Below are 20,052 nucleotides of genomic sequence, written 5' to 3' on the forward strand. Positions count from 1 at the left end.
CCCCGCAGCAAAGACGATGGCCCACACTTTGCCCTCGACACCACCGAGGCCAGGCATCATGTTCCTGATATGCAGGAGCCTGGGGGTGTACAGATGAGGATAGAAGCGCACGATTCGGACCACCCTCATTCGCATACGGAGTTGTGCGAAGCAGGAAAGCAGCTCTATGCAAGCGCCCTGCGTACAGGCCGAATAGCCCGGTCAGAGGTGCAAGCCGCGCCCTGCCTCATCGACTTGGCGCTGCTCCACCCCGACCCCGACGACACGGACTGGCTCCGTCCGGTCCCGCCGTCCGCCGCGCTGGCGCAATTGCTTCTGCCGATCGAACGCGAGATCCAGGACCGCCGACGCCACACCGTCGCACTGGCAGATGCGTTTGAGCCATTCATGGCCATCAGCGCGATCGACCCACCAACCACCCACGCCATCACGGTGCTTGAGGGCATAGGGCTGATCAACGCGACCCTGGACCGGGTCGTCGCCGAGTGCTCCAAGGAGCTCCTGACGGTCCAGCCGGGCGGCGGGCGGCCCGCCAAGACGCTCAGCGAGGCCCTGAACCGGGTACAGCCGCTGCTCAACCGCGGCATCCAGATGCGCACCCTGTACCAGCACACGGCCCGGCACACCGAGCTGACCCTCAACTACTTGGAACACGTCGGCCCCGAGGTCGAGGTGCGCACCCTCGAGGAGATCATCGACCGGCTGATCATCGTGGACCGGAAGGTGGCCTTCATCCCGGCCCGCAGCGACCGCCAAGTGGCCCTGGAACTGCGCCACCCCGGGCTCGTGGAGTATCTCGTCGGCGTCTTCGAGCAGTTCTGGCGAGTGGCCGTGCCGCTGAACGGGGAGATCCCCTACGAGAACAAAATGGACGGCATCACGGGCGTCCAGCGCTCCATCGCGAAGCTCCTCGTGGAGGGCCACGTGGACGAGGCGATCGCACGCCGCCTCGGCATGAACGTCCGCACCTGCCGGGCCCATATAGCCAAACTGGCCCAGGTGTTGGGCAGCGGCAGCCGGGCGCAGCTCGGCTATCTCATCGCGCGGTCGGGGCTTCTGGAGGACGACCAGTGACTCCCGGCGGCGTGTCGAGACCGGCCTGAGCAATGCGTACGCCGAGCTGTGCCCGGCTCGAACTGCCCAGGGTCTCGGCCAGCTTGCGTATATGTTCCCGGCAGGTACGCACATTGATGCCGAGGCGGTGCGCGATCTCCGCATCTGCAAACCCCTCCGCCAGGAGTGCCGCCACGGAGTGGTCCCGCAGCGTGACTCCCGCGATGGCGGTACGATCCGGCAGCTTCACGGCCAGGGGCACGGCGATGCGCCACAGCCGCTCGAAGACGGTGCAGAGGTATTCCACCAGCGCGGGGTGACGGATCTCCAGCGCGATGGTGCGGTCCGCGTTCCCCGGAACGAACGCCACCGTGCGGTCGAACACCAGCAGTCTCTCAGGGACTTCCTCCAGGGTGCGGACCTCCGCGACGTCACCGATCTGTTCCAGGTAGGCGTACAGCCCTTGACCGTGCCTGGCGACATGGGTGTACAGGCTCCGCATCCGAATCCCGCGTCGGGCCAGGCCCCTCGCCTTGGTCAGGGCTTCGACCAGGTCCTCCTCCGGGCGGATTCCACCGGGCTGGATAGCCACGTTCTCGACCTCGCACCGAGCAGCGGCCTCGACTGTGGCTGCCTGGATCCGGGGCATGCCCTCGAGCACCCTGATCACCTCACCGCCACTCTCCCCGCCTCCCCCCAGCCCCGCGAACCGCTCCACCGCAGCCGCCGCCCCGGCAACCCGCCGATGCGCCGCGTCGACATCCGCCCGTACATCCCGCATCAGTCGGGATATGACCTCGCCGGGGCCGACAGGTAGCAGCCAGCGGTCGTCGCGGGGATCCGGGTGCAGCAGCCCGAGGTCGATCAGGCAGAGTGCCTCCGCGGCCTCCTCTCGGCCGATCCGCCCCTCCGCCACCGCAAGGGCATACGCCGCGTCCCCGGCCCCGCACAGCCGCTCCACCCCGTGCTCGTGCCCCTCACACGCATCCTCAGTCGCGGTACTCACGGCCGCAACGTACCCCCGGAGCACAGCAATTGCCGCTCCACGCGAAGAACACGGCAAAACGTCCCGCTCGTCCCCACCCCCGCCTCCGGCACCGCACCAACATGACGCTGGTAGGCGCCGCGGCCGCACGGCATCGTGGGAACCGGCCGGTTACCTGAGCCAGCCGCAGAGCGGGGCTCAACTCTGTGTCCGCAGGGGCGGGGGGAGCGGACACATACAGAGAGAGGGCCGGGAGATGTCGATCTCCCGGCCCTCTCTCGCTCAGGCGTTGGACCCCGCTACCTCGCTACGCCGCGATCCCGCTACCCCGCTACGCCCCTACTCCCCCGACTACTCGCCCGACGGCGACCGCTTGGGCCGCCACACCACCAGGGCACTCGTCGGGTGGGCCTCCTGGTACGGGACCAGGTCGCGGCGGTACGAGGCGTGGACCTGGGCCTCGCGTTGCTGCATCGCCGCGGCCGCGCCCTCGACGGCCGCCGAGAGTTCGGCGACCCGCTGCTGGAGGGCGGCCACCTGGTTCTCCAGCTCGATGATGCGCTTGATCCCGGCCAGGTTGATGCCCTCGTCCTGCGACAACTGCTGCACTTGGCGGAGCAGTTCGATGTCGCGGGCCGAGTAGCGGCGGCCACGACCGGCCGTGCGGTCGGGAGACACCAGGCCGAGGCGGTCGTACTGCCGCAGCGTCTGCGGGTGCAGGCCGCTCAGCTGTGCCGCCACCGAGATGACGTACACCGGGGTCTCGTCGGTCAGTTCGTACGGGTTACGACGACGGCCGTCCCTCGCCCTGGGGTCCATGGGGGTCACGCTCCCTTCGCGGCCTGGAACAGTTCTGCCCGCGGATCCTGGTCCGCAGTCGCCTCACGGTACGACTCCAGGGCCTCCTTCGCCGTGGCGGAGAGGTCCTTGGGAACCACCACCTCGACGGTGACCAGGAGGTCGCCGCGCGTACCGTCCTTGCGCACCGCACCCTTCCCGCGGGCCCGCATCGTGCGGCCGTTGGGCGTACCTGCGGGCAGCTTCAGGGTGACCGAAGGGCCGCCGAGCGTGGGCACCTTCACCTCGCCGCCGAGCGCCGCCTCCGTGAAGGAGACCGGCACGACGACGGTGAGGTTGTCGCCCTTGCGCCCGAACACCGGGTGGGCGTCCACGTGCACGACCACGTACAAGTCGCCCGCCGGGCCGCCCCGTTCGCCCGGTGCGCCCTTCCCGCGGAGCCTGATGCGCTGGCCGTCGCTCACGCCCGCCGGGATGCGGACCTGCATCGTCCGGGAGGACTTCGCCCGGCCCGAGCCCTTGCAGACCTCGCACGGGGTCTCCGCGATGAGGCCGCGGCCCTTGCAGTCCACGCAGGGGTCCGTGAGGGAGAAACCGCCGCCCCCGCCGCGCGAGACCTGGCCCGTGCCGACACACGTCGGGCACACCCGCGGCGTGCCGTTCTTGTCGCCGGTGCCCGAGCACGCCTTGCACGGCTCCTGGGACGACATCCGCAGCGGGACCGTCGCGCCCTCGATCGCCTCGGTGAAACTCAGCGTGACCTCGGACTCGATGTCCTGGCCGCGCCGCGGCTGGGTCCGGGTCGTGCCGCCGCGGCCGAACAGGCCGCCGAACACGTCGCCCAGGCCGCCGCCGAAGCCGCCCGCGGTGCCACCGCCGGTGCCCGGCGCGCCGCCGCCGAAGAGGTCGCCGAGGTCGAAGTTGAACTGGCCGCCGCCGGGCCCGCCGGGTCCCGGACGGAACCCGCCGTTGCCGAAGAGGGCGCGCGCCTCGTCGTACTCCTTGCGCTTCTTGGGGTCGCCGAGGATGTCGTTCGCCTCGGAGATCTCCTTGAAGCGCTCCTCCGCCTTGGTGTTGCCCTTGTTCGCGTCGGGGTGGTTCTCCCGGGCGAGCTTGCGGTACGCCTTCTTGATCTCGGCGTCGGTGGCGTCCTTGGGGACGCCGAGGACCTTGTAGTAGTCCTTCTCGATGAAGTCCTTGGTGCTCATCCCCGGCGTCCCTCCTCTCGCTTCTCCATGACGTCGGTGTGACCGCCGACGTCAGTTCTTCCGATCACGTCAGCCCTCGTCCGGGCCACCGCTCTCCTTGGTGTCGGCCGCTGCCTCGTCGCCCTTCTCGGCGGAGGCGCCCTTCTCGGCGGCGCCCTTCTTCTTCTCGTCGGACGCCTCGCCCTTGACGGTCTGCGCGCCGGGCTGCGGTTCGGCCACGGCCACCCGCGCGGGGCGGATGGTGCGCTCACCGATGCGGTACCCGGGCTGCAGGATCGCCACGCAGGTCGTCTCGGTGACGTCCGGCGCGTACGAGTGCATCAGGGCCTCGTGGATCGTCGGGTCGAAGGGCTCGCCCTCCTTGCCGAACTGCTGGAGGCCCAGCTTGGCCGCGACCGTCTCGGTCGATTCGGCCACCGACTTGAAGCCGCCCACCAGCTCGCCGTGCTCGCGGGCACGGCCGATGTCGTCGAGCACGGGCAGGAGTTCGGTCAGGAGGTTCGCCACGGCGATCTCCTTGACCGCGACCCGGTCGCGCTCGACCCGGCGGCGGTAGTTCTGGTACTCGGCCTGCAGCCGCTGAAGATCCGCGGTGCGCTCGTTGAGCGCGGTACGGACCTGGTCCAGCTGCGCCGTCAGCGCGGCCAGCCCTGCGCTGGCGTCTCCGGCCGGGGCCGCCCCCTCCTCCTGGGAGGGGGAGGCGGCCTTCGACTCGGCGGCATCGGGGGTGTCGCCGGAGGAGACGTCAGAGGGCTCGCGCTCGTCGAAGCCCGGTGTCTCCTCCGTCATGCGGCGCCACCCTTCGCGTCCTTCGGCTTGTCCTCGTCGACGATCTCGGCGTCCACCACGTCGTCCTCAGCCTTGGCCTGCTCGGCGCCCTCGGCGCCCGCAGCACCGGCACCGGCACCGGCACCGGCCGCGTCACCGGCCGCCTGGGCGTCGGCGTACATGGCCTGGCCGAGCTTCTGGGCGACGGCCTGGACCTTCTCGGTGGCGGTACGGATCTCGGCGGAGTCGTCGCCCTTGAGCTTCTCCTTCAGCTCTTCGACGGCGGTCTCGACCTCGGTCTTCACCTCGCCGGGGACCTTGTCCTCGTTGTCCTTGAGGAACTTCTCGGTCTGGTAGACCAGCTGCTCGCCCTGGTTGCGCGACTCGGCGGCCTCCTTGCGGCGCTGGTCCTCCTCCGCGTACTGCTCGGCCTCCTGGCGCATCCGGTCGACCTCGTCCTTCGGCAGCGAGGAGCCGCCGGTGACGGTCATCTTCTGCTCCTTGCCGGTGCCGAGGTCCTTCGCCGTGACGTGCATGATGCCGTTGGCGTCGATGTCGAACGAGACCTCGATCTGCGGGACGCCGCGCGGCGCCGGGGGCAGACCGGTGAGCTCGAACATCCCGAGCTTCTTGTTGTACGCCGCGATCTCGCGCTCGCCCTGGTAGACCTGGATCTGCACGGACGGCTGGTTGTCCTCGGCGGTCGTGAAGATCTCCGAACGCTTCGTCGGGATCGTCGTGTTCCGCTCGATCAGCTTGGTCATGATGCCGCCCTTGGTCTCGATACCGAGGGACAGCGGGGTCACGTCGAGGAGCAGGACGTCCTTGACCTCACCCTTGAGGACACCACCCTGGAGCGCGGCGCCGATGGCGACGACCTCGTCCGGGTTCACGCCCTTGTTGGCCTCCTTGCCGCCGGTCAGCTCCTTGACGAGCTCGGCGACGGCGGGCATACGGGTCGAGCCACCGACGAGGACCACGTGGTCGATCTCGGACAGCTGGATACCCGCGTCCTTGATGACGTTGTGGAACGGCGTCTTGCAACGGTCGAGCAGGTCCGAGGTGAGCTGCTGGAACTGAGCGCGCGTCAGCTTCTCGTCCAGGTGCAGCGGGCCCTCGGCGGAGGCCGTGATGTACGGCAGGTTGATGTTCGTCTCGGTGGACGAGGACAGCTCGATCTTCGCCTTCTCCGCGGCCTCACGGAGGCGCTGGAGCGCCATCTTGTCCTTGGAGAGGTCCACGCCGTGGCCGTTGTTGAACTGCTTCACCAGGTAGTCGACGACGCGCTGGTCCCAGTCGTCACCACCGAGGTGGTTGTCGCCGTTGGTGGCCTTCACCTCGACGACGCCGTCGCCGATCTCCAGGAGCGAGACATCGAACGTACCGCCACCGAGGTCGAAGACGAGGATCGTCTGGTCGTCCTTCTCCAGGCCGTACGCCAGGGCGGCCGAGGTCGGCTCGTTGACGATGCGCAGGACGTTCAGACCCGCGATCTCACCGGCCTCCTTGGTGGCCTGGCGCTCCGAGTCGTTGAAGTACGCCGGGACGGTGATGACCGCGTCGGTCACCTTCTCGCCGAGGTAGGACTCCGCGTCGCGCTTCAGCTTCTGCAGGATGAAGGCGCTCATCTGCTGCGGGTTGAAGTCCTTGTCGTCGATGTTCACCTTCCAGTCGGTGCCCATGTGACGCTTGACCGACCGGATGGTCCTGTCGACGTTCGTGACCGCCTGGCGCTTGGCTACCTCGCCGACGAGCACTTCACCGTTCTTGGCGAAGGCGACGACGGACGGCGTGGTCCTGGCGCCCTCGGCGTTCGCGATGACGGTGGGCTCACCGCCCTCCAGAACGCTGACGACGGAGTTAGTCGTGCCCAGGTCGATGCCGACCGCACGTGCCATTTCAATTCCTCCATGACTTGAGTGGAACAGGCTCAAGGATGCATGAAGGATTTCCCCTAGTCAACAGAGCTGAGTCGGACCGACTCAACTTTTATCTGGCGCTTAGGAGCAAGGGCGTGGCGGGTGGGGGGCAAGGGGCGGGCGTGGGCGGCGCTTTGGGGCTTGTGAGGCTCCTTGGGGCGTGCGCTGCTCTTTGGAGCTTGTGCGGGTTGCGGGGCTTGTGCGGCTCGTGCGACCTGTGCGGCTCACGCGACCCGTACGGCCCGGGTGGCCCGTACCGCTTGGATGGTGCCTTGGGCGCTACGAGGGTCAGCTCTGTCCAGCGTAGGAGCCGGGGGCGGGGAAGGGTCGCTCCTGCTGCTCCTGCTGCTCCTGCTGCTCCTTGCGGAAGAGGACCAGGTCGCATTGGAGCATGCGGCCGGAGTCCAGCGCGGTGCGGCCCGGCACTACGGACATCAGCGAGAAGCCGAGCCCGTCGCGGACCCGGTCCAGGGTCGCGTCGAGCAGTGCCCCTTCCAGGAACGTCTCGATCTGGAGCCCCGCGACCTCGTCCTCGTACTCCCCCAACCCGTCGAGCACGCGGGTCTCGTACCCCCGTACGTCGAGCTTGAGGAAGGGCCGCTCGCCGGGCGCCACTACGGACTCCCACAGCCCGTCGAGCCGCCGGATCTCCGCCCGCTGCCGCCCGTCCCCCACGAGCTTCAGGATGACGGTGCCGTTCCGGTCGCCGAGGGCGTACGGAAGGACGGTCCAGGCGGGGTCGTCCGCGACCCGGCGGTACAGCGCGACACGGGCCGCACCCAGCGGCTCGAAGGAGACGATCCGGCCGGTGTACCCGGCCCGGCGGAGCAGCGCGCCGTACCTACCGGTGTGCGCGCCGACGTCGAGCACGACGTCGACCTCATGGTGGCCGAGCAACCGAACGAGCGGCGGCTCACCGGCCCGCCGTACGGTGCCGTCGCCGAGGCGCTGCGCGGCGCCCCGCATCCGGTCGAGCAGGGTCGTCATGTGGGGGTTCCTTATCTTCGTACGTCTCATACGTCCCGTACATCTAATACGTCCCGTACGTCCCGTACGGCGCCGGTCAGCTCCGGGCCGGTGCCGCGGAATGACCGCGGCGGGCGGCGATGACGGTGCGACACTCGGGCTCGTGGGCGGCGCCCGCCCGGGTGGCGGGGCCGCCGCGCTCGGGCAGCCGGGCCGGACGGGACGACGGCACCTGCGCGTGCGGCCTGAGCCGGGCGGCACGCCCGTACACCGGCACCTTCAGGAGCGCCCACAGCGCCACGAGAAGCGCGGCGAGGAGCGGAAGGACCGCCGCGGGCCCGACCGTCCCGCGGTGCACGAGCACCCCCGCGACCGTGCCCACCAGCGCGCCCGCGCCGAGGACCACGGCCGCGCCCGGCACCGTGAAACCGACCCGGCGAAGCCGGTGCGCGACATGGTCGGTACCGCCGCGGAGCAGCCGGCGCCCGGCGCGGCGCCGGGAGAGCAGTACGAGCGCGGTGTCGGCGGTGACGACCGCGGTCAGGGCGAAGAGCCCGGCCGCACTGGGCAGCGCCTCGTGCCCGGTGTGCACGAGCACGGCGGCCGAGGCGAGCAGGAAGCCGGTGGACAGGGCACCGCAGTCGCCGAGGAAGATCCGCGCCGGGTGCCAGTTGAGGGTGAGGAACCCGATCAAGGCGGCGGAGAGCGCGACAAGCACGAGCGCCACGCCCGCCTCGCCCCTGGCGGCCGCGCAGAACGAGAGCCCCAGGGCGGTGACTGCCCCGACCGTGCCCACGGCGCCGTCGGAGTTGTCGAGCAGGTTGAAGGCGTTGGTGACGAAGACGATCCAGCCGACGGCGAGCGTCGCCGCGGCCGGTGAGAGTCCGCTGCCATGCACGACGTACAGCGCGGCCCCCGCCTCCACCGTGAGCCGCGGCAGCGCGCCGAGCGGCCGCAGGTCATCGATGAACCCGATCAGGGCCACCGCACCCGCGCCCCAGAGCAGCGTCACGGCCACGGACCCGAGCGGCGCGTAGCCGGTGACGCTGATGGTGACGGCGCCCGCGATGACCGCGACCCCGCCGAGGTGCGGGGTCGGGCGGCTGTGCACCTTGCGCCCCCCGGGCCGGTCGACGAGTCCGGTGCGCAGCGCCAACGGGCGCAGGATGCGGGCGAGTACGGCGGTGAGCAGCAGGGCGGCGAGCGCGGCCACGGTCCCGTACAGCATGGCGTTCATGGGCTGCCGTTCTCTTGGGGTCTCGGGGGTGAAGCGGTGCACCCCGCTCCGAGCCCTCCACAAGCTAGCCCTCGATGCCCCAATATGGGGTGAATAACACGATTTCTACCTATAAGCGACCCGACAACCCCGCCAAGCGACGTACGGAACGCCTCCCGCCCGCCGACCTGCCCGTCACTCAGGGTTGCCTCAGCGACGCAGATCACCGCCTGCCTGGCTACAGTGCGGCCGCATAAGTGGGTAGTCTCAGACGGACTGAGTAAGTTACCGCTTAGTAATGCCCGCTCTCGCAGGTTCGAGGAGCCCGCCCATGCAACTCGCCGCGATCATCGTGTCGCTGGTCCTGACCGCGATCGGCGTCGCCTTGCTGGGCCGCGCCATCGCACAGTTCGTGCGCTATTTCAGGCTCGGTCAGCCCGTACCGGCAGGCACCCGGACCGACAATCCCTACCAGCGCAGCGTCACCCTGGTCCGGGAGTTCCTCGGCCACACGCGCATGAACCGGTGGGGCATCGTGGGCATCGCCCACTGGTTCGTCGCGGTCGGGTTCCTGACGCTGCCGCCGACGATCGTCACGGCGTACGGCCAGCTCTTCAAGGCCGACTGGACCCTGCCGATCCTCGGTGGCTTCCTGCCGTACGAGATGTACATCGAGTTCATCGGCGCGATGACCACCCTCGGCATCGCCGTCCTGATGGTGATCCGGCTGCTGAGCCTGCCGTCGCGGGCGGGCCGCAAGTCCCGGTTCACGGGCTCGAAGATGGGTCAGGCGTACTTCGTCGAGTACGTCATCCTCACCATCGGTCTGGCCATCTACGTCCTGCGCGGCCTCGAAGGCGCCCTGCACCACGTCGACCACTACGAGGCCGCGTACTTCGCCTCGTACCCGCTGACCCTGCTGCTCAAGGGCCTGAGCGTGGCGACGCTGCAGAACCTCGTCTACTTCACCGCCATGGTGAAGCTGGGCACCACCATGATCTGGATGATCACGGTGAGCCTGAACACCAACATGGGCGTCGCCTGGCACCGCTTCCTCGCCTTCCCGAACATCTGGTTCAAGCGCGAGGCGACCGGTGGGACGGCCCTCGGCGCGCTCCAGCCGATGACCTCCGGCGGCAAGCCGATCGACTTCGAGGACCCGGGCGAGGACGACGTCTTCGGCGTCAGCCAGGTCGAGCAGTTCTCCTGGAAGGGCCTGCTCGACTTCTCCACCTGCACCGAGTGCGGCCGCTGCCAGTCGCAGTGCCCCGCCTGGAACACCGGCAAGCCGCTCTCCCCGAAGCTCCTGATCATGTCGCTGCGCGACCACGCGCACGCCAAGGCCCCGTACCTGCTCGCCGGTGGCGGCAAGACGATGGAGGGCGAGGAGAAGGCGTCCGCCGAGCAGCTGGCGGACGTGCCCGCCGCCGCCCTCGCGGAGGCCGAGCGCCCGCTGATCGGGACGTTCGAGGAGAACGGGGTCATCGACCCGGACGTGCTGTGGTCCTGCACCACCTGCGGTGCGTGTGTGGAGCAGTGCCCGGTCGACATCGAGCACGTCGACCACATCGTCGACATGCGCCGCTACCAGGTGATGATCGAGAGCTCCTTCCCGTCCGAGGCGGGCACGATGCTCAAGAACCTGGAGAAGAAGGGCAACCCCTGGGGCCTGGCGAAGAAACAGCGCCTTGAGTGGACCAAGGAGGTCGACTTCGAGGTGCCGGTCGTCGGCAAGACGATCGACGACCTGACCGAGGTCGAGTACCTCTACTGGGTCGGCTGCGCGGGCGCGTTGGAGGACCGGGCCAAGAAGACCACGAAGGCCTTCGCGGAGCTCCTGCACATCGCGGGCGTCAAGTTCGCGATCATGGGCGGCGACGAGAAGTGCACCGGCGACTCCGCCCGCCGCCTCGGCAACGAGCCCCTGTTCCAGGAGCTCGGCATGGAGAACGTCGCGACGCTGAACGCGGCCTTCGGCGAGGAGATGGACGACGAGGGCGAGGTCACCCCGGAGTCCAAGAAGCCGAAGTCGGCGAAGAAGATCGTCGCGACCTGCCCGCACTGCCTGAACACCCTCGGCAACGAGTACCCGCAGATCGGCGGCGACTACGAGGTCATCCACCACACCCAGCTGCTCCAGCACCTCGTCGACGAGGGCAAGTTGATCCCGGTCACCCCGGTCGAGGGTCTGATCACCTACCACGACCCCTGCTACCTGGGCCGCCACAACAAGATCTACACGCCCCCGCGCGAGATCATCGGCAAGGTCCCGGGCCTGCGCAACGAGGAGATGCACCGCCACAAGGAGCGCGGCTTCTGCTGCGGCGCCGGCGGCGCCCGGATGTGGATGGAAGAGCGCATCGGCAAGCGCATCAACACCGAGCGGGTCGACGAGGCCCTTTCGCTGAACCCCGACATCGTCTCGACGGCCTGCCCGTTCTGCCTGGTCATGCTCACCGACTCGGTCAACGGCAAGAAGAACGACGGCAAGGCCAAGGAGTCCGTGCAGGTCGTGGACGTGGCCCAGCTGCTCCTCGAGTCCGTCAAGACGCCGACCGACCCTGCCGGGAGCGATGAGGCCGCGGACGCGCCGGAGCCGGAACCGGTCAAGTGACCTGGTTCTGAGGGCCGTTCGGCTTTCGGGTTTCTGAGGCGGTACGGGCTTCGGGGCGGTCGGGCCCCTGAGGCCGTACGAGAAGGCGGGCGCCTGGATCCAGGCGCCCGCCTTCGCCATGCGGTCCGTGTGTACGTCAGGCCATGGGTACGTAGGCCGGGCCATGACAGTCCATGGATACGTACGCCGGGCCATAGGTACGTTACGTCCGGCCGTTGGCCCGTCAGTCCCGTCAGACCCGTCAGTCCGTCAGTCCGTCACGCGCCGCCGAAGCAGGGCGAAGCCCAGGCCTGCCGCGCCGAGGGCCGCGATGCCGCCGCCCGCGGCGACCATCGGGGCGCTCCCGACCTGCGGCTCGGGCGTCGTCGCACCAGCGCCCTCGGCCCCGGCCCGTACGCCGCCGGTCGGCGTGGTGGGGTTGGCCACGGCGACCTTCTTGCCCTTGGCCGACGCCGGGGAGGTTCGGCTCCCGTCCTTCCGGACGGTGAACTTCTCGATCAGCTTGCCTTGCACGTCGTACGCCCAACTGCTGATCTCCGCCTCGAACCGGCCCTCGCCGACCCCGTAGACCTTCGCGACCGACCCGTCCGCCAGCCTGGTCGTACCGACGAACTCACGGAGGCCGGACCGCTCCCCGGCGGACGGGGACGCGGACGCGGTCCCCGAGGGCTCGCCCGTGGCCTCGCCCGCGGCCTCGGCGAAGGCCGCCTGGGCGGGCAGGCCCAGGGCCGCGACGGCGCCCGTCACGACGGCTGCGGTACGGATCGTCCGGCGGATGGCGCGCATGGTGTCGAAGTCCTCATGGCTCTCGTGGCTCGGCAGGAACGTGGCTCGGCAGGTACAGGTGATCCCGAAGTTAAGCGCGCCATGTCTGCGTATCCCGTACGGAATGTAACGACGGGACTCAGCCTTCCCGGCAACCTCGTAAAGCCCCGCTAAGCCCAGGTTCCCCAGGAGTGCCCGGCAGACGCCCCCAGGAGTGCCCGGCGGCGCCCCGGGAGTGCGCCCGGGAGTGCCCAGGAGCCCCAGAAGGGTCCCCTAAGTCCCGATCCCCCGAGGTCCCCTAGGGGTTGTCACAGCTCAGCAGCAATGCGTCCGGAAGACGACCGTGGTCCCACGCCACCCCCGGGGACCAGGTACGTTCGATGAGTGGCTGGATTCAGGATGGGACGCAACCGCCGGGACAATCGCCCCCCGCGCCCGCAACAACACCCGCAGCAGCAGCCGTACGGCCAGGCCGCCCCGCAGCAGCCGCCGTACGGCGGCCCGCCCGCGCCCCCGTACCCGCAGCAGCAGTGGCCGCAGGCGGGCGGCCCGGGCCCCGGCCGGCACGGCGAACCGGAGTACTTCACGGACCCGTACCACCAGCAGGCCGGCGGCGCCCCGCACGACCCGTACGCGGCCAACAACCCGGGCCACACCCAGGCGTTCTCCATCGGCGAGGGCCCGTACGGTCAGGGGGACACCTACCGCGCGGGCAGCGCCCCGGCCCCGGTCGGCCCGCGCCTGCACTGGAAGGAACTCCTGAGCGGAATCGTCCTCCGCCCCGGCGAGACCTTCCTGCGGATGCGCGACCACGCGATGTGGGGCCCGGCCCTCACCGTCACGTTCATCTACGGCCTGCTCGCGGTCTTCGGCTTCGACCAGGCCCGCGAGGACGCGATCAGCGCGACGCTCGCGACCAGCATCCCGATCGTCCTGACGACCGGCGTGGCCATCGTCCTGAGCTCCCTGGTCCTGGGCGCCGTCACGCACACCCTGGCCCGCCAGATGGGCGGCGACGGCTCCTGGCAGCCCACGGTCGGCCTCTCCATGCTGATCATGTCCCTCACGGACGCCCCACGCCTGGTCTTCGCCATGTTCCTGGGCGGCGACGCCCCCCTGGTCCAGGTCCTGGGCTGGGCAACCTGGGTGGCCGCGGGCGCGCTCCTCACCACCATGGTCAGCAAGTCCCACGACCTGCCCTGGCCCAAGGCCCTGGGCGCGTCCGCGATCCAGCTGATCGCCCTGCTCTCGATCATCAAGCTGGGCACGTTCTGACCCACGTACGTATACGAGTGCGGCCCGGTGGAAACCACCGGGCCGCACCGCAGACTGATCGTGGACTAGGCGTCGAGAACCTGCCCATCCCGCTTCACGACGGGAGCTTCAACACTCCACGGAAAATTGATCCACTCATCGGTCCGCTTCCACACGTACTCGCATTTCACAAGCGAATGCGACTTTTCATAGATGACAGCGGACCGCACCTCGGCCACAGCGTCGAGACAGAAGTCATGAACGAGCTTCAGCGTCTTACCGGTATCGGCAACGTCATCCGCGATGAGAACGCGCTTGTTGGAGAAATCGATGGCGTTGGGCACAGGCGCAAGCATCACAGGCATTTCAAGAGTGGTGCCCACACCGGTATAGAACTCGACATTCACCAGATGAATGTTCTTGCAGTCCAGCGCATACGCAAGCCCGCCCGCGACGAAGACGCCCCCGCGGGCGATGCTGAGCACTATGTCCGGCTGGTACCCGTCATCCGCGATGACCTGCGCAAGCTCACGCACCGCGGCACCGAACCGCTCGTACGTGAGATTCTCCCGCACGCCCCCGACGCCACTCGCCGCAATGCCCACCCCGTCACCCATACCGCTGCTCACACCTGCGTCCTGTGAAAATTGACGTAGGACCGCGAGGCTGTGGGACCGCGCTGCCCCTGATAGCGCGACCCGTACCGCTCACTCCCGTAGGGGAATTCGGCGGGCGAGGTGAGCCGGAACATGCACAGCTGCCCGATCTTCATCCCCGGCCACAACTTGATCGGCAGCGTCGCGAGATTCGAGAGCTCGAGCGTCACGTGACCGGAGAACCCGGGATCGATGAACCCGGCAGTGGAATGCGTGACGAGCCCGAGCCGCCCGAGGGAACTCTTGCCCTCGAGCCGACTGGCAAGGTCATCGGGCAGCGTAATGACTTCATACGTCGACGCGAGCACGAATTCGCCGGGGTGGAGAATGAACGGCTCGTCACCGTCCGGCTCGACCATCCGCGTCAGATCGGCCTGCTCGACGGCGGGGTCGATATGCGGGTAGCGGTGGTTCTCGAACACCCGGAAGTAGCGGTCGAGCCGCACGTCGATGCTCGAGGGCTGCACCATGGTGTCGTCGTACGGGTCGATCCGCACCCGTCCGGCCTCGATCTCGGCCCGGATGTCTTTATCTGAGAGGAGCACGCCCCGAGGATACGCAGAGCGCGCGGGCCCGCCCCAATCGGACGACACCCACGCGCTCCGTAAGCCGTCGGCTACCCCGGCTACCGCTTGCCCGCGTCCACCCGCACGGCATGCCGCAACCGGGCACAACGCGGACAGCGGATCAGCCGACCAGGCCCGAGCCGGTCCGTACCGAGCTGCTGCATCGGAAACGAAGCGGTGCTGAACACGTGCCCCTCGGCACAGCGGACGACGGTGCGCTCCATCAAGTCCTGAGTCCCTTCCCCACACCAGTGAGTCTCTGATCGCTGACGACAAAAGCTCACATTACGGGACGAAAGGGAAGCCACTCCAGGCGCCGCTCCGCCCCACCACGCTACGCCCCAACTCCCCACCCCCGCACCCGCTTCCGCCCTCCCCCCACCGCCCCGGGACAGCGCAAAGGGCCCCTGGCAGATACACCAGGAGCCCTCGATGAGGTAAGGTTTGCGACGGTGCTGCGGACGTCGATCCAGCACCTACGCGGGTGTAGTTTAATGGTAGAACATGAGCTTCCCAAGCTCAGAGCGCGGGTTCGATTCCCGTCACCCGCTCCACGACAAACCCCCAGGTCAGCGACCCGGGGGTTGTTTGTTGTCCAGCCGTTGTCTAGACCGATCTAAGCGTCTCGTGCCCGTTGCGTGCCCGATGACTGATCGTCCGGTGCGTACCCGTTCTCCGCTGCCTCCTGATCATCTCCCTTGGCGACAGCCTTCTTTCGCTCCGCGCGTACGCGATCAGCGATGCCGTCGGCGACCTCCTGCTGCCGCGCCAAGTTGGAATGCTGGTAGATCATCGCGGCCTTCTCGGAGGACTGCCCTGCGCGGACCATCGTGTCCTTGAGGGTGGCACCGGACTGTGTGGACAGGGTGTGCCCCGTGTGCCGGAGGTCATAGAAGCGGAAGTCCTCAGGCAGGCCGACCTTGGCGCGGGCCTTGCGCCACTTCCGCCCGAAGGTGGAGCGTCGGAAGGGAGCGCCCATCTCGCCGACGAAGCAGCCCATCCGGCTTCTTCTCGGCGTACCAGGCGAGGTGCCGCTTCACGTCCCTCTCCATGAAGCCGGGCAGCACGATGAACCGCTTGCCCGCACGGGACTTGGTATCGCCGGGAACGCGGCGGCCGGTGTTCAGCTCGGGCTCTGCGGTGCGGATCCAGATGCCGAGAGGGTCGAGGCTGACGTCCGGTCGGCGCAGGGCTGCTTGCTCTTCAGGGCGGGCGGGGCCGTAGTGGGGAAAAGTACAGAGCCCCGAAGCGATTGGCTTCGGGGCTCTGGGCTCGCCAGCTCAGACAGGAAGCAGCAGACCAGCTGCGCAACCTTCTACGACCGTCGCGGCCACATTCAGAGCGGCCTTAATGGACTTCCGCATTCGTTTCATATTGCTCTCCCCTCGTGCAGCGGTGTTATTCAGACTTTCTGACGTAGAGCCGTCTAGGGTCAGAAGGGTGAACCTGAGTGCCAACGCGGCCGAGACGAGTACGAGGAAGGTGGCCAGGGGAATCGAACCCCAGACTCCTGCCCCTAGTCTCAACTAGCGAACAACCAGAGCGTAGCAACATACCTTCGACGGTGGCCGGGGCTTGACTGTCTCTCAGGAGCGCCATGGCCTCGCGCCAGGTCGGACGGTGCCACGGCCAGGCGTAGGGGGCTCTGGCCTAGCTCTGATCGAGCAACCCACGGCACAGGGGAGCAAACTCCTCGACGCGTTGCTCGGAGTCGCTGTTCGCTTGCAACGCCCGGCCCCAGGCCGCGTCTTGAAGCTCAGGGGGGCCACTGTGCGCTGCGCGCAAGGCGTTCTTCCAGGCTCCAATACAGAAGTAGGCATTCACGGCAGCGTCCGCTATAGGCTCTGGTCCCTCCAGCGTCACCAAAGTTGCCGCCTCCTCTAGCTGTCCGTATGCAGTCTCCAACTCATGGAAACACTGGGCGACGTCATCGGCGTCTGTGCGGGCAGATTCATGGGCTGTGTTGGCGGCGCGGAGTGCCGCTCCTGCCCGGATAAGGAACAGGCTGTATGAATCCCTGCGCAATTGACGACGCCACTGCTCATGCTGGTTTCGCCTCTGATCCCGTCCAGTGATGCGTGCCGCACCTATGGTCCCCAGGACGCCTACGAGTCCTCCAACAACTGCACCCGCAAGGGTGTAGATCCCTTCGCTCATAAGCGCCATTGAAGTACTACGGGCAGCCTGATCGGTCCACGGCCCTGTGCAAAAATCCTGAAGCAGTGCTCACGACACGACCAAGGCTGTCCCCATGGCCTACGCCACGTGCCCGATGCGTGCCCGACTGGGCGGGGAGCACCGGTGAACGACGGGGCAGACGGCAGTTCCAGGAACAGCCATCCGCATCCGTTCATGCAGGTCAGCGCTCCAACTGCAGCCAGATCACCGGCGATTCCCAAGCTCAGAGCGCGGGTTCGATTCCCGTCACCCGCTCCACGCTTAAGGCCCAGGTCATCGACCTGGGCCTTGTTTGTTGTCCAGACCGGGCTACACGGCGATGCTGGTCGCGACGTTCCTCACCGGCACAAACGCAAGCGCAGTCGCCTCCCACCGCCGGGATCACCCTCAACGGCCGCCGAACACAAGGCCGTACACGATCGGTTCCATCATCTCCCGTGACCAGCTCTTCGGCAGGCACGTCCGGGACGTCGTCTTGGGCAGAGTGTCCCACCGCATCTGGGAGATGCCGTCCACTCGGTACATCTGTCCGCCACGCCACCGGACGAGGAGCGCCATCGGTCCTGGCGAGGTCATCAGCAACAACGCTGCCGCTTGATCCGCCATGCCAGACGCACCACGCTCACCGACCACAGCACGATCAGCGCGGTGAGCACCACAGCAGCGGACACCGGGTGCTGCCTGGTGTCCTCCTGGCAGGTGCCGGGCCAAGCCGATGGCGCCACCGAGGTAGAACGCCAGCGCGGCCGGTACCAACACCGTGTCCTGGCTCGTGAGCAGCGCCCAGGGGCGAACAGGTCCCGCAGTGGGGACAGCAGGTTGTGCGCGCCCTCGGCGACGTCCCCGGACAGGGCGACGCCTACCAGGAACACGCCTACTGCGGCGGAGACTTGGAGCTGCTGGGCGAGCCCGGCGATCAGCAGGGTCAGGCCGAGCACGAAGAGCAGGAGCTTCTCCGGATCGTCGCTGAAGACGGAGCGGGAGATGACCCGGCCGTAGCGCAGCGCGAGGAAGAGGACGAGGGCGGCCACGCCGAGTGCGATGGCGAGCGTGACGCTTCCGGCCGCGATGCTCACTCCGGCCAGGAGGGCCGTGATGATCGGCAGGTAGACGGCCATGGCCAGGTCTTCGAGGACCAGGATGCTCAGGATGACCGGCGTCGCGCGGTTACCGAGGCGGCCGAGATCGCCGAGGACCTTGGCGATGACGCCGGAGGACGAGATCCAGGCGACTCCGGCCAGGACCGCGGCCGCCACCGGCCCCCACCCGAGGAGCAGTGCCAGGGCGGCGCCGGGCACGGCGTTGAGGACCGCGAGCCGCAATTCCGAGCCGGGCGAGGGATGGCGTTCGCGCGGCGCAGCATCGCCACGATCGACACACCCGTATCGGTACGCATCCGGGTCTCGCCAGGAGGCGCCCATTCCAGTACGACGTGGCCGACAGCTCGACCCGCTCAGCCACCAGCCCGAGGTCGGTGGTGTGCAGCAGCAACAGACCCGCCCCCATCGCCGACCCGAAGCTCCACAGGCCCATCCTCACGGCGATGCTCAGGTGGGAGCCCGCGCCGACCGCCAGGAGTACGTAACGCACCCGCTGCGGTACCAGAAGTGCAGCTGCCAGGGAGATCTCGATGGTGAACCCGGTCGAGCAGTCGGCGCAGTTGGTGGTCGACGTGCCCGACGGTCCGATCGTGGTGGTCCACGGCCACAAGGACGCGGAGACCTGCCGGACCACCTTCCGGGCGGGTGAGCCGGAAGCGCACTGCCCCGTCAGCCGACCGATGCTGCCGGTTCAGCCACTCACGTAGGCCACTCATCTCGACGCCTCGCGCGACGAGGACACGGTGTCCCGATTGAAGGCCCATTCCATCTTCGGTTCCATGGCGAACCGGAAGGCCCTCTGCACCGGTGGGGTGCACAACGCGGTGATGAGTGCCCCGGCGAACAGCGTGATGACGATCGCGCCCCACGGAGTGTGCACCCAGTCGACCTCGTACCAGTCCCAGAAGCGGGAGCCCTTCGCCAGGAAGCCGTGCAGCAGGTAGCCGTACAGGGTGCCCGCGCCGAGCGCCGTGACCCACAGGTGCCGCCCGGGCACCCAGGCGAAGAAGCACGCCGTCAGGACCAGCGAGCAGCCGAACAGGGCCAGCGTCATCACCGCACCCGACCACCACGGCGCGGCCAACTCCTGCGCGCTGACGAGGTGGTAGAACCAGGCGGCGTTCATCCGCGGCGCCGCCCAGTACGCGAACACCAGGGCCGCCACGCCCACCGGGAGGGCGAGCAGCCGGGCCCTGCGGTTGCGTACGAGCTGGAAGTGCTCCGGCTTCAGGCACAGGCCGAGTACGAAGAAGGGCAGGAACTGCAGCACGCGCTGCAGGTCGAGGTCGTCGCCGATGTCCGGCGAGACGGAGGCGAGCACCGCGATACCGAGCGCGATGGGCAGCGGCCAGCGGACCAGCTGCCACAGCGGCGTGGTCAGCCGCCAGATGAACAGCGCCACCAGGAACCACGTCAGGTACCAGGGATCGAGGAGGCTGATCGGATGCGTCGGGTCGTCGTCGGCGTACCGCTTGAAGATCGAGTACGCCACTTCGAAGAGGACGTACGGCACGGCGACGCCGGTCACCAGGCGCTTCAGGCGGCCGGGGCTCGCGTCGAAACTCCGCGAGAAGTAGCCGGAGATGATGATGAACGCCGGCATGTGGAAGGTGTACACGAAGATGTACAGGGCGGCGGCCGCCCTGCTGTCGTCGCGCAACGGCTCCCAGGCGTGCCCCATCGCGACGAGCACGATCGCCAGGTACTTGGCGTTGTCGAAGAACGCGTCCCGCTGCTTGCCTGCCTTGCCTTGGCTGCTTGGCCGGTCCGCCTTCGGAACCGCTGCGCGGACCGACTCCTGCGGTGGCACCTGGCGCGTGGGCGGAAGGGGACTGCCCGTTCGGCGCGACGCGCGCAGCATGTCGCTCACGGATATCCCTCCCCGGCGGAACCCGGAGCAGCGATCTGCCGTCTTACAAGGGTTGCGGGTGCAGCGTCAGCGCCAAACATCTACGGCACTGTAGTTGTTGGACGCCGCACCCGCACAACCCTCCTGCGTGTGGGCT

The 20,052-nt window shown here is 68.4% G+C and carries 15 protein-coding genes, 1 tRNA gene and 3 pseudogenes; 5 read left to right on the plus strand and 14 right to left on the minus strand.

Features of this window, described 5'->3' with window-relative positions:
• Positions 1 to 93: 93 nt before the first annotated feature.
• The gene (locus ACWD10_RS32465) at positions 94 to 1,074 is read left to right on the plus strand and encodes a helix-turn-helix transcriptional regulator (protein WP_451097251.1); all 981 of its coding nucleotides are present in this window, start codon (positions 94 to 96) and stop codon (positions 1,072 to 1,074) included.
• Here the strand turns inward: ACWD10_RS32465 and ACWD10_RS32470 are convergent.
• From ACWD10_RS32470 to ACWD10_RS32500, 7 genes are all read right to left on the minus strand, one after another.
• Positions 1,037 to 2,059 (minus strand): LuxR family transcriptional regulator, encoded by a 1,023-nt coding sequence (locus ACWD10_RS32470; RefSeq protein ID WP_451097252.1) that lies wholly within the window; start codon positions 2,057 to 2,059, stop codon positions 1,037 to 1,039. The two genes, ACWD10_RS32465 and ACWD10_RS32470, sit on opposite strands and share 38 nt — an antisense overlap.
• 330 nt (positions 2,060 to 2,389) lie before the next feature.
• Positions 2,390 to 2,857, minus strand: a complete 468-nt coding sequence (locus ACWD10_RS32475) for a heat shock protein transcriptional repressor HspR (protein ID WP_451097253.1) — start codon at positions 2,855 to 2,857, stop codon at positions 2,390 to 2,392.
• A gap of 5 nt (positions 2,858 to 2,862) precedes the next feature.
• Positions 2,863 to 4,044 carry a molecular chaperone DnaJ gene (gene dnaJ / locus ACWD10_RS32480; protein ID WP_451097254.1) on the minus strand — a complete coding sequence of 394 codons (1,182 nt, stop codon included), beginning with the start codon at positions 4,042 to 4,044 and terminating at the stop codon, positions 2,863 to 2,865.
• A gap of 69 nt (positions 4,045 to 4,113) precedes the next feature.
• Positions 4,114 to 4,833 (minus strand): nucleotide exchange factor GrpE, encoded by a 720-nt coding sequence (grpE, locus tag ACWD10_RS32485; RefSeq protein ID WP_451097255.1) that lies wholly within the window; start codon positions 4,831 to 4,833, stop codon positions 4,114 to 4,116.
• Positions 4,830 to 6,710, minus strand: a complete 1,881-nt coding sequence (dnaK, locus tag ACWD10_RS32490) for a molecular chaperone DnaK (RefSeq protein WP_451097256.1) — start codon at positions 6,708 to 6,710, stop codon at positions 4,830 to 4,832. The genes grpE and dnaK overlap by 4 nt, the downstream gene beginning before the upstream one ends.
• A gap of 309 nt (positions 6,711 to 7,019) precedes the next feature.
• On the minus strand, positions 7,020 to 7,718 hold the full coding sequence (locus ACWD10_RS32495) for an FkbM family methyltransferase (RefSeq protein ID WP_451097257.1): 699 nt from the start codon (positions 7,716 to 7,718) through the stop codon (positions 7,020 to 7,022).
• A gap of 76 nt (positions 7,719 to 7,794) precedes the next feature.
• A complete protein-coding gene (locus ACWD10_RS32500) occupies positions 7,795 to 8,934 on the minus strand; it encodes an MraY family glycosyltransferase (RefSeq protein ID WP_451097258.1) in 1,140 nt (379 codons plus the stop codon).
• Between the two features lie 310 nt (positions 8,935 to 9,244).
• Between ACWD10_RS32500 and ACWD10_RS32505 the strand changes: the two genes are divergently transcribed.
• Positions 9,245 to 11,527, plus strand: a complete 2,283-nt coding sequence (locus tag ACWD10_RS32505; RefSeq protein ID WP_451097259.1) for a (Fe-S)-binding protein — start codon at positions 9,245 to 9,247, stop codon at positions 11,525 to 11,527.
• Positions 11,528 to 11,776: 249 nt separating this feature from the next.
• Here the strand turns inward: ACWD10_RS32505 and ACWD10_RS32510 are convergent, their stop codons facing one another.
• Positions 11,777 to 12,313 carry a hypothetical protein gene (locus ACWD10_RS32510; RefSeq protein WP_451097260.1) on the minus strand — a complete coding sequence of 179 codons (537 nt, stop codon included), beginning with the start codon at positions 12,311 to 12,313 and terminating at the stop codon, positions 11,777 to 11,779.
• A gap of 363 nt (positions 12,314 to 12,676) precedes the next feature.
• Here ACWD10_RS32510 and ACWD10_RS32515 point away from each other — a divergent pair, with 363 nt between their 5' ends.
• Positions 12,677 to 13,567, plus strand: coding sequence for a Yip1 family protein (locus ACWD10_RS32515; RefSeq protein WP_451097261.1), 891 nt, complete (start codon positions 12,677 to 12,679; stop codon positions 13,565 to 13,567).
• Positions 13,568 to 13,632: 65 nt separating this feature from the next.
• Here ACWD10_RS32515 and ACWD10_RS32520 read toward each other — a convergent pair whose 3' ends face one another.
• Both ACWD10_RS32520 and dcd read right to left on the minus strand, forming a co-directional pair.
• A complete protein-coding gene (locus ACWD10_RS32520) occupies positions 13,633 to 14,163 on the minus strand; it encodes a phosphoribosyltransferase (protein ID WP_451097281.1) in 531 nt (176 codons plus the stop codon).
• Positions 14,164 to 14,171: 8 nt separating this feature from the next.
• On the minus strand, positions 14,172 to 14,747 hold the full coding sequence (gene dcd, locus ACWD10_RS32525; RefSeq protein ID WP_451097262.1) for a dCTP deaminase: 576 nt from the start codon (positions 14,745 to 14,747) through the stop codon (positions 14,172 to 14,174).
• Positions 14,748 to 15,248: 501 nt separating this feature from the next.
• Here dcd and ACWD10_RS32530 point away from each other — a divergent pair.
• A tRNA-Gly gene (locus ACWD10_RS32530) sits at positions 15,249 to 15,322 on the plus strand.
• Positions 15,323 to 15,384: 62 nt separating this feature from the next.
• Here the strand turns inward: ACWD10_RS32530 and ACWD10_RS32535 are convergent.
• From ACWD10_RS32535 to ACWD10_RS32545, 3 pseudogenes are all read right to left on the minus strand, one after another.
• A pseudogene (locus ACWD10_RS32535) lies at positions 15,385 to 15,991 on the minus strand (tyrosine-type recombinase/integrase); the annotation flags it as partial.
• A gap of 1,743 nt (positions 15,992 to 17,734) precedes the next feature.
• Positions 17,735 to 18,253 (minus strand): annotated as a pseudogene (locus tag ACWD10_RS32540) (cation:proton antiporter domain-containing protein); the annotation flags it as partial.
• Between the two features lie 20 nt (positions 18,254 to 18,273).
• Positions 18,274 to 18,434: pseudogene (locus ACWD10_RS32545) on the minus strand (potassium transporter TrkA); the annotation flags it as partial.
• A gap of 142 nt (positions 18,435 to 18,576) precedes the next feature.
• Between ACWD10_RS32545 and ACWD10_RS32550 the strand changes: the two are divergent.
• Positions 18,577 to 18,753: a hypothetical protein gene (locus ACWD10_RS32550; protein ID WP_451097263.1), complete on the plus strand. Its 177-nt coding sequence runs from the start codon at positions 18,577 to 18,579 to the stop codon at positions 18,751 to 18,753.
• A 5-nt stretch (positions 18,754 to 18,758) separates the two neighbouring features.
• Here the strand turns inward: ACWD10_RS32550 and ACWD10_RS32555 are convergent, their stop codons facing one another.
• Positions 18,759 to 19,907, minus strand: a complete 1,149-nt coding sequence (locus tag ACWD10_RS32555; protein ID WP_451097282.1) for an acyltransferase family protein — start codon at positions 19,905 to 19,907, stop codon at positions 18,759 to 18,761.
• Between the last annotated feature and the right edge of the window lie 145 nt (positions 19,908 to 20,052).

This window comes from Streptomyces sp. NPDC002851, assembly GCF_053591935.1.

Excerpts from the sequence above, each read along its gene's own strand:
- ACWD10_RS32465 (WP_451097251.1), top strand. The coding sequence starts at position 94 with ATGAGGATAGAAGCGCACGATTCGGACCACCCTCATTCGCATACGGAG.
- ACWD10_RS32475 (WP_451097253.1), bottom strand. The coding sequence starts at position 2,857 with ATGGACCCCAGGGCGAGGGACGGCCGTCGTCGTAACCCGTACGAACTG.
- dnaJ (WP_451097254.1), bottom strand. The coding sequence starts at position 4,044 with ATGAGCACCAAGGACTTCATCGAGAAGGACTACTACAAGGTCCTCGGC.
- grpE (WP_451097255.1), bottom strand. The coding sequence starts at position 4,833 with ATGACGGAGGAGACACCGGGCTTCGACGAGCGCGAGCCCTCTGACGTC.
- dnaK (WP_451097256.1), bottom strand. The coding sequence starts at position 6,710 with ATGGCACGTGCGGTCGGCATCGACCTGGGCACGACTAACTCCGTCGTC.
- ACWD10_RS32495 (WP_451097257.1), bottom strand. The coding sequence starts at position 7,718 with ATGACGACCCTGCTCGACCGGATGCGGGGCGCCGCGCAGCGCCTCGGC.
- ACWD10_RS32500 (WP_451097258.1), bottom strand. The coding sequence starts at position 8,934 with ATGAACGCCATGCTGTACGGGACCGTGGCCGCGCTCGCCGCCCTGCTG.
- ACWD10_RS32505 (WP_451097259.1), top strand. The coding sequence starts at position 9,245 with ATGCAACTCGCCGCGATCATCGTGTCGCTGGTCCTGACCGCGATCGGC.
- ACWD10_RS32510 (WP_451097260.1), bottom strand. The coding sequence starts at position 12,313 with ATGCGCGCCATCCGCCGGACGATCCGTACCGCAGCCGTCGTGACGGGC.
- ACWD10_RS32520 (WP_451097281.1), bottom strand. The coding sequence starts at position 14,163 with ATGGGTGACGGGGTGGGCATTGCGGCGAGTGGCGTCGGGGGCGTGCGG.
- ACWD10_RS32550 (WP_451097263.1), top strand. The coding sequence starts at position 18,577 with ATGGTGAACCCGGTCGAGCAGTCGGCGCAGTTGGTGGTCGACGTGCCC.
- ACWD10_RS32555 (WP_451097282.1), bottom strand. The coding sequence starts at position 19,907 with ATGCTGCGCGCGTCGCGCCGAACGGGCAGTCCCCTTCCGCCCACGCGC.